A 476-nucleotide genomic window follows, 5' to 3' on the forward strand; every position below is an offset into this window, starting at 1 on the left:
GAGGGAGCGCTCGCTGTCCGCCTATTACGACGAGGTGGCTCTCAAGGGCCTGCAGCTGGCGGCCAATGACGCGACGCGGGGCGTCCTTACGAAACCGCAGCTCGAGACGATCCGCCGTGCCATCCGCGAACTCGTGGACGATCTCGACGATCACGAGGACGTGGAACCCTCGCCGGAGGAGACCGAAGCGGCGCCCGTCGCCCCGCCGCGGCGGGAGCAGGAGGTCGGAGCCGAGCCGCCGCTCGAGGTGAACGCGCCCGAGCCGCACCGCCTGCCGCCCGAGTGGCGGCACGAGGGGGCCATACTCTGCATCGCCGGCCGCGGCACCCTGGACGAGGCTGCGGCCGCGATGCTGGCGCAGCTTCTGCGAAAGCACGGGCTCGGCGCGCGCGTCGTGCCGCACGAAGCCGTGTCGCGCGACAACATCGGGCGGCTCGACACGTCGCGCGTCGCGATGGTATGCATCTCGTATCTTG

The 476-nt window shown here is 71.2% G+C and carries 1 protein-coding gene; it reads left to right on the top strand.

Going from position 1 to position 476, the window contains the following annotated elements:
- Positions 1-476: hypothetical protein (locus AC2JF9_RS08775; RefSeq protein WP_500726997.1), on the top strand; the 476-nt coding region annotated here is incomplete at both ends.

Source organism: Lactobacillus sp. C449L (assembly GCF_059900815.1).